General features: G+C 68.9%; 7 protein-coding genes and 1 CRISPR repeat array. Of the genes, 4 read left to right on the top strand and 3 right to left on the bottom strand.

Going from position 1 to position 7,395, the window contains the following annotated elements:
• The first annotated feature begins 71 nt into the window (after positions 1-71).
• The 3 genes from DRB06_RS11300 (at position 72) to cas6 (ending at position 3,383) form a co-directional block, all read left to right on the top strand.
• Positions 72-443, top strand: coding sequence for a hypothetical protein (locus DRB06_RS11300; protein WP_073330155.1), 372 nt, complete (start codon positions 72-74; stop codon positions 441-443).
• A 139-nt stretch (positions 444-582) separates the two neighbouring features.
• Positions 583-720, top strand: coding sequence for a hypothetical protein (locus DRB06_RS16230; protein ID WP_181575263.1), 138 nt, complete (start codon positions 583-585; stop codon positions 718-720).
• A gap of 403 nt (positions 721-1,123) precedes the next feature.
• Positions 1,124-2,030: a CRISPR direct-repeat array (repeat unit 37 nt; unit sequence GTCTTAATGCACCTTAAGGTGCGAGGTGCTTCCTGAC).
• A gap of 546 nt (positions 2,031-2,576) precedes the next feature.
• Entirely contained in the window at positions 2,577-3,383 is an 807-nt protein-coding gene (gene cas6 / locus DRB06_RS11290; protein ID WP_111819993.1) for a CRISPR system precrRNA processing endoribonuclease RAMP protein Cas6, read from the top strand.
• Positions 3,384-3,409: 26 nt separating this feature from the next.
• On the opposite strand, the gene hpt is transcribed toward cas6, so the two are convergent.
• The 3 genes from hpt to dacB form a co-directional block, all read right to left on the bottom strand.
• On the bottom strand, positions 3,410-3,964 hold the full coding sequence (hpt, locus tag DRB06_RS11285; RefSeq protein WP_108965788.1) for a hypoxanthine phosphoribosyltransferase: 555 nt from the start codon (positions 3,962-3,964) through the stop codon (positions 3,410-3,412).
• Between the two features lie 195 nt (positions 3,965-4,159).
• Complete coding sequence (locus tag DRB06_RS11280) at positions 4,160-5,266, bottom strand: zinc-dependent metalloprotease (RefSeq protein ID WP_111819992.1); 1,107 nt, start codon at positions 5,264-5,266, stop codon at positions 4,160-4,162.
• A gap of 12 nt (positions 5,267-5,278) precedes the next feature.
• On the bottom strand, positions 5,279-6,673 hold the full coding sequence (dacB, locus tag DRB06_RS11275; protein WP_111819991.1) for a D-alanyl-D-alanine carboxypeptidase/D-alanyl-D-alanine-endopeptidase: 1,395 nt from the start codon (positions 6,671-6,673) through the stop codon (positions 5,279-5,281).
• Between the two features lie 235 nt (positions 6,674-6,908).
• On the opposite strand from dacB, the gene DRB06_RS11270 reads away from it, so the two are divergent.
• A partial coding sequence (locus DRB06_RS11270; protein WP_146750874.1) for an inorganic diphosphatase occupies positions 6,909-7,395 on the top strand: 487 nt, incomplete at its 3' end.

Here is a 7,395-nt window from a genome sequence, read left to right as displayed (position 1 = left end):
CGCCCGACCGAATGTCCGGTCGGGCGCCGCAGGTCTTGTCGCCGACATCCGCGCGACATATCATTGACTTTATGACTACTTCGGCACTGATCCAAGCACGTACGGCGCACCGTCGCACAACGATGACGGATTGGCGCACAGTAACCAACACGCTCGTCGACAACCTCGGCACCGGCCTGGTGTCACTGATCGTCGGAGTCGCACCAGAGACCATCATCCGCTGGACGAAGGGCACGTCCGCGAACCCCCGGGAAGCCAACGAACGACGCATGCGGGAAGCGTTCCGCATCTACCTGGAATTGGCGGCCACGGACTCACCACACACCGTACGCGCGTGGTTTATGGGCTCGAACCCCGAGCTCGGGAACGACTCCCCCGCGGAGGCGCTGTCGGAGGACCGCTTCAAGGAGGTCTTCGCCGCCGCTCGCTCCTTCCAGGCGTAGTGGCTTCGTAGATGACCATGCTATGCAAGCCGACGGGACCGCTGTACCGGATCGGTCGAGCGGACTCGCCTGCCTGGCGCGTTGGGCGTATCTCGCCTCATCGGCGTCCGGCGAACCGGCGTACGGCGGCGTTCGGTACATGTCGAAGCTCGGTCCCTTCGAGTGCTGGGCCATCTTCGACGGCGTTCAGTGGAACCCTGCTGGTCAGACCCGGATTACCAAGCAGGACGCCGCCTATCGGGAGGCCTGTGCTCTGCTCGAGTTGGTAGCGCACTGAGCGGCATGCGGCAGGGACGGAGCGTCCGAGCGGCTCGTAGTGCTTGTGGGTGCGGCGGTTCGGGCTGCGACTGTTACGCGGGTGGACGTACCCGGTCAAGCCTCTAGGCGCAGTCTCCTGGCGCGCCAGGCCGAGACAGTCTGCTACGCCGGTTGGACGTTAACAACGCTACTTAACGCTCTGCTGTATACCTCGGAGCCCTTCAGCAGAACGTTAACCGGCGTTGTTAACCCCGAAGTGGCGTAGTAGACAGCCCCCGCTTCCGGTCCCGGGGATAGCGGCAGTCAATTCCGGCGCAATGAACCGCCACGGCTCACCGGGTTCCTCACCCTGCGACACGCAACCCTCCACGCCCCACGCACGAAGAGCCAGGAAATGCTCAGCAGATGATGCCGCCGAAGCCGTCTTAATGCACCTTGAGGTGCGAGGTGCTTCCTGACAGGACCTGCTCCATGACCTCATCAGCGCTGCTCACCGTCTTAATGCACCTTAAGGTGCGAGGTGCTTCCTGACACCAACCATGCGCACCAAGACCGATAAGAACGGTCTTAATGCACCTTAAGGTGCGAGGTGCTTCCTGACGCTGATGAACATCCTCAGCATCTTCTGCATGGTGAGTCTTAATGCACCTTAAGGTGCGAGGTGCTTCCTGACGGGTACGGGCTCGGCATCACCCCCATCGACTGGCTGTCTTAATGCACCTTAAGGTGCGAGGTGCTTCCTGACGTGTGTTGAACGCAGAGACGCGGAGCGACGGCGCTACGTCGTAATGCACCTTAAGGTGCGAGGTGCTTCCTGACTATGCACACCGGCGACCTGGTCGCGGTCGACTACCAGTCTTAATGCACCTTAAGGTGCGAGGTGCTTCCTGACACGACATTCCGACGTACGGGTTGGACTTGAATTGGGGTCTTAATGCACCTTAAGGTGCGAGGTGCTTCCTGACCAGCTTGAGGCGGACACGGCACGCGGCGGTCGCACAGTCTTAATGCACCTTAAGGTGCGAGGTGCTTCCTGACCCTATGCCTGAGGGGTTCGAATTTCTTTCCGGGGCGTCTTAATGCACCTTAAGGTGCGAGGTGCTTCCTGACGAGCGCCTGGCGGCCCGGAGCGCCATCGACGCTCAGGTCTTAATGCACCTTAAGGTGCGAGGTGCTTCCTGACCTTCCTCTGCTATGAGACTCGCGCCGGAAGGACCTGTCTTAATGCACCTTAAGGTGCGAGGTGCTTCCTGACCGCAGTCATCATCGTCGCCTGTGGCGAGTCGCTGTCGGTCTTAATGCACCTTAAGGTGCGAGGTGCTTCCTGACCCCTACCCCTGGAAACCGCGTCATACCGCCACTTCCAGAGGCGAGATCGCCACCGACCCCGCAAGCACCCCACGAGACCGACTGGCACCAGGCCAAAACTACCACCTTTCGTTGAAAACACGCCAAGCGCCACCGACACCCCTCCAACCCCCTCCAGCCACCAACTTTCAACGAAGTCATGCAGAAAAGTCGGGGTCAAAATGCACCAATCTTTGTACCGTAGACCGAATTGTGACCATCTGGCGAGCACCACACCAACCCCACACATCCCAACCGCACCACACGCCACACCAGCAACCGTCACCGAACCCACCCCAGCGCACCTACCCCACCCGAGACTCCCTCAAACTCCGGGTGACAAATACCAGCCGCCAACCAATATCCGCCCCACGCAATTGCACCTTCTACTCAGACACCGCCCCTTCCAACACCGCCCCGCACCGGCGCAATCGGTGCCAAGATGTTCCCGTTGCGGAACACCTGGTCGTACCGCCGCAGCACACAGCGCCGTCACGTACGCACCGATCCGAGGAGAGGCAGACGCCCATGCCCAGCACCGTCTTCCTCCAGTTCGATGCCCCCGACGCGCTCGCCCTGACCCCGCGCCGCCTGCACGCCGCCTGGGGCAGGGTACTCGAGCTCCCCGAGGGCATCTCCCCCGAACGCGCCGCCCTGCTCCCCTCCCTCGCGGCCAGGCCCCCACACAATCTGCACGGCCCCAAGCCCTACAGCGTCGGCCAGATGACCGAACAACCCGGCATGATCGGCGCGGAGCTGCGCCTGCTCGACGACCGCCTGCTGGACAACCTCGACGGCTGGCTCGCCTGGGGCGGCGTCCTCCCCCTCGGCGACGGCAGCCTGGAAGGCACGGCGCTCGTCGTCGTCACCGAGGCGCAGATCCTGGAACGCGTCTCCTGGGAGGAACTGGCCGAAGACGACGCCTCCACCACCTGGGACGTCACGCTGCTGAGCCCCACCGTGTTCACCTCCCGGGGGCGTCACGTCCCCGGGGTCACACCGGAGCAGCTCGCCACGAGCCTGCACGCCCGCTGGCACGCCTGGTCCCCACAGACCGAACCACCTCGGCTCCACCGGGACGACCTGGAGGTACTCACCATGCAGGACCGCACCGAGCCCGTGCGCGTAAACCTGGGAATGCCCAGCGCCGACCGGCGCGGCCGCCTGACGCGCCGCTCCATCCTCGCCACGGAGGGTTCACTGCGCATCAGCGGCGTCGTCGGCGCCGCCACCACCCGCGTCTTCTCCCGGCTGATGTCGCTGGCGCGCTTCACCAACGTCGGCTCCCACGCCGCCTACGGCATGGGCACGCTCGACGTCATCGCCAATCCCTGAACCGCGTCCGCCTCGGCGCGGTGCAATCAGCCCCCGTAGACCTCGGGGTGCAGAGTGCCGATGAAGGGCAGGTTGCGGTAGCGCTCCGCATAGTCCAGCCCGTAACCGACCACGAACTCGGTGGGGATGTCGAAGCCGACGTACTTCACGTCCACCTCCACCTTCGCGGCCTCCGGCTTGCGCAGCAGGGTGGCGATCTCCACGCTGGCGGCGCCGCGGCTCGACAGGTTCCCCAGCAGCCAGGACAGGGTCAGGCCGGAGTCGATGATGTCCTCCACCACCAGCACATGCCGACCGGTCACGTCCGCGTCCAGGTCCTTCAGGATGCGCACCACCCCGCTGGACTTGGTGCCCGACCCGTAGGAGGACACCGCCATCCAGTCCATCGGCACCGAGCGGTGCAGCCGCCGGGACAGGTCCGCCATCACGTAGACGGCGCCCTTGAGCACGCCCACGAGCAGCAGGTCGCGGCCGGCGTAGTCGGCGTCGATCTGGGCGGCCATCTCGTCCAGCCGCTGGTTGATCTCCTCCTCGGTGATGAGTACCTGCTGCAGGTCCTGTCCCATGTCCGCGGCGTCCATGAATGAGCCTCCTGTTTAGCGGTGAGTGTCCGGCAAGCACTGGGCGGCTGGGGCGACGTCGGGGAGGGCGCGCGCTCCGGCCCCGCCCGGATCCTTTCATACCCGCGGCGCTCCGACCCGGGCCGTCGGCCCCGGTTGTCCGGTATGTCCCGACGACGGCGGCTCCCGCACGCCGCTGCGGCACCCGTGCCCGCGCTACAGGCCCATGCGCTCGATCCACGCCTCCGGCCGGCCGATCTCCTCGGGGCGGGGCAGGTTCGCCGGCTCCCGCCACACCGCGTTCAGCCCCGTGTGCCCCACCCGGCCGACGACGCCGCGCACGAAGGCCGCGCCGTCCACGTACTGCGTCTGCTTGGCCTCCACGCCCAGCAGCCGCTCCAGCAGCGTGCCCGCAACGCCGTCGCGGGCGTGCCCCAGCACGGCGCGCAGCCGGTAGACCGAGGGCATGCGGCTGGGCTCGACGGCGTCGAGAACCGCCTCGGCGTGCCCCTCCAGCAGCGCCATGGTGGCGGTGATGGCCGCCAGCTGCTCGCGCTCGGCCGCGCCCAGGCGGTCGGTCAGCAGCGGGGATGGTGTACCCGCGTCCCCGGGAGCGCCCCGGTGCGCCGTCGCCCCCGCACGCACGGCCCGGGCCAGGCGGACCAGTCCGGTCGGCTCGCCGGGTGTGGGTGGGCGCATGAGGGCGGTGGCCACCTGCTCCACCTGTGTGGTCAGGTGCGCGGTCAGCCAGGGGGCGGCGGCGAGCTGCAGCACGTGGGTGGCCTCGTGCAGCGCCACCCAGGCCGACAGGTCGATCCGGTCCAGGTCCCGGAGTCGCTGCAATTCCACGACGTTGGGGGCCACCAGCAGTATGCGGGCGCCCCGCTCCCCGGCGTCGGCGGGCAGCACCTGGCCGAGCACGCGGGTGGAGATCAGCCCGAGCAGGCCGGCGACGGCCGGGGAGACCACGGCGCGGCCGACGGCCTCGGACGGTCCGGGGCGCGCCTCTGACGGGTCGGGCACCCGTTCCATGAGGGCGCGCAGGAAGGCGGCGTTGGCCCGCTGCAATCCGATCCGGTCCACCACCAGCACCTCGGTGGTGTCGGCGGCCACCCGGGCCGGCGCCGTCAGCCCGGTGAGCTGCGCCGCCCAGGGGAGGGCGTCGTCGGCGCTACGCCGCAGCAGGGCGACCGCACCGCGGCGGACCGCCCCGGGCAGGTGAGGCCCGGCCGGCGTGCCCGCGCGCGCCAGGCGCAGGGCCCGGTCCCAGTCGACGCCGGCGGCGGCGCTGCGCTCCACCGAGCCTGCGCCGCCCCGGTTCATGCCGCCCATCGTTCAGCCCCCGCAGCCGCAGTCGGCCAGTGGGGAGACCAGGTCGTCGTCGATGGCCAGGCGGGCGGAGTACAGCCCGCCGGCCTCAAAGCCGTCCACGATCACGCTGAAGGCCAGCAGCCGCCCGTCCTTGGTGACCACGGTGCCGGTCAGGGAGGCGGCCGTGTCCAGGGAGCCGGTCTTGGCGCGCACGGTGCCGGCGCCGACAATGCCGATGAAGCGGTCGTCCAGTGTGCCGTCCAGGCCGCCCACCGGCAGGGCGGCCATCAGGCTGCGTCCGGTGGTGCCGGCGTCGTCGGCGGAGGCGCGGGTGATGATCTGGGCCAGCAGCCGGGCGGGGACCTTGTCCCCCAGCGCCAGCCCGCACGAGTCGTGCAGGGTCACGCCGCTGATGTCGAAGCCGTCGTCCCGCAGCCGGGCGAGCACGGCCCGGGTAGCGCCGTCGAAGCTGGCCTCCTCACCGGCGGCGAGCGCGACCAGTCGCCCCTCGACCTCGGTCATGGTGTTGTCGGACTCCTTCAGGGAGACGGACAGGATGTCGGCCAGCGGGGCGGAGGTGACCCGGGCCAGCTCGGTGGCGCCGTCGGCGGCCGCCGCCCGGGTGACCGTGCCGGTGACGGTGATGCCGGCCTCGCGCAGGTGGTCGGCGAAGGTCTGGGCGGCGTCGAGCGCCGGATCGGCGGGATAACCACCGGAGGGGTAGGCGGTGACGTCCACCATGAGCGGCTGGATCGGCGCCACCCAGGCCTCGTTGCCGTCCGCCCAGGCGTCATTCCAGGTCGGACCGGTGAACAGGGTGTCGTCCAGGGCCACGGTGACGCTGGTGACGCCCTGTTCCTGCAGCTGTGCGGCAGCGTCCCGGGCGAGGTCGCCCAGGCCGGCGCGGCCGATGGTGGCGTCGGGGTCGCCGTCGTCCTCGGCCAGCAGCACGTCCCCGCCGCCCACCAGGGTGACGGTGCTGCCGTCCAGGACGGCGGTGGTGTCCACGGTGTGGTCGGCGCCGAGCAGGGAGAGGGCGGCCCAGGCCACCAGCACCTTGTTGGAGGAGGCGGGGGTCAGGGCGGTGCCGGCACCCAGGTCGACCAGCTCCTCGCCGCTGGCCACATCCACGATGGACACGCCGGCGGCGGCGTCCCCTATGCGCTCGTCGGCGGCGAGGGTGTTCGCCAGGGCGGCCAACTCGCCGGCCGCGGGCACCGGCGCGTCGTCGGCCAGGGCGGTGGCGGCCTCGGGGTCCTGCGCGGCGGCAGCGGGTGTCGGGAAGGGTTGGACCGCGTAGTCGGCGGGTGAGGCGGTCAGCGCGCCGGGCACCAGGTCGAGGGCGTCGGCCAGGCTGTAGTAGGCGCCGACGACGACGAGGGTGGCTGCGGTCAGGGCGGCGATCTGGGCCTTGTGCACGGCTCCTCCGGGGGTCGGGCGGTTACTGCGAGCGGACGTTTCCGGCAACGCGTCGGGCGGCATGTGCGGTGACGTACGGGCGCAATCGCGCCGGGAAGCGGCGGCCGCACGCGAGGCGGGCGGCATGGCTTTTCCCACCGGAAGCGCCGTCATAGTCCACACTAGTGCCAAAGGGCGGCCCCTCTCGGCACCGAGCCGCCGACACCTGCTCACAACGCGAGATACGGAGGCAGTCGTGGAATTCGACGTGACGATCGAGATCCCGAAGGGGAACCGCAACAAGTACGAGGTCGACCACACCAACGGGCGCATCCGGCTGGACCGGATGCTGTTCACCGCGACCCGCTACCCGGACGACTACGGCTTCATCGAGGACACGCTGGGTGAGGACGGGGACCCCTTGGACGCGCTCGTGCTGCTGGAGGAGCCCACCTTCCCGGGCTGCCTGATCCGCTGCCGGGCGCTGGGCATGTTCCGCATGCGCGACGAGAAGGGCGGAGACGACAAGGTCCTGTGCGTGCCCGCGGGCGACCAGCGCGCCTCCTGGCGCACCGACATTGAGGACGTCTCCGAGTTCCACCGCCTGGAGATCCAGCACTTCTTCGAGGTCTACAAGGACCTGGAGCCCGGCAAGAGCGTGGAGGGCGCCCACTGGGTCGGCCGTGAGGAGGCGGAGGCGGAGATCCGCCTGTCCTACGAGCGTGAGGCCGCCCGCATCGCCC

It is taken from the genome of Actinomyces sp. Z5 (genome assembly GCF_003287795.1).
Lineage (GTDB): Bacteria > Actinomycetota > Actinomycetes > Actinomycetales > Actinomycetaceae > Actinomyces > Actinomyces glycerinitolerans.
This window is presented reverse-complemented; position numbering and strand designations above follow the sequence as displayed.